The sequence below is a fragment of the Microbispora sp. CL1-1 genome (assembly GCF_012034195.1).
Classification (GTDB): Bacteria; Actinomycetota; Actinomycetes; order Streptosporangiales; family Streptosporangiaceae; genus Microbispora.
In genome coordinates this window covers 1-312 of the sequence record NZ_JAATEK010000232.1, presented here as the reverse complement: position 1 = coordinate 312, position 312 = coordinate 1, and the positions used below count along the sequence as shown (strand labels likewise).

Sequence of the window (312 nt, the reverse complement as noted above, 5' to 3'; positions counted from 1 at the left end):
GCGCGCAAGACACCGAAGATCACCGAGGTGCTGCCACTTCTCTACCTGCACGGCCTGTCCTCCGGTGACTTCGTCCCGGCGCTGGGGCAGTTCCTCGGCTCGGCGGCCGGCCTGTCGGCGCCGGTCATCACGAAGCTGACCGAGCAGTGGAAGGCCGAACAGCGCGCCTTCGCCGACCGTGATCTATCCAGCGTGGACTACGTCTACCTGTGGGCCGACGGCGTGCACGTCAACGTCCGCCTGGAGGAACACCGTTTGTGCCTGCTGGTGATGATCGGCGTGCGCGCCGACGGCCGCAAGGAACTCATCGCG

At 67.0% G+C, this 312-nt stretch carries 1 protein-coding gene; it reads left to right on the top strand.

What is annotated here, in order from left to right; genetic code table 11:
* Positions 1-312: transposase (locus tag HCK04_RS40730; RefSeq protein WP_185949131.1), on the top strand; the 312-nt coding region annotated here is incomplete at both ends.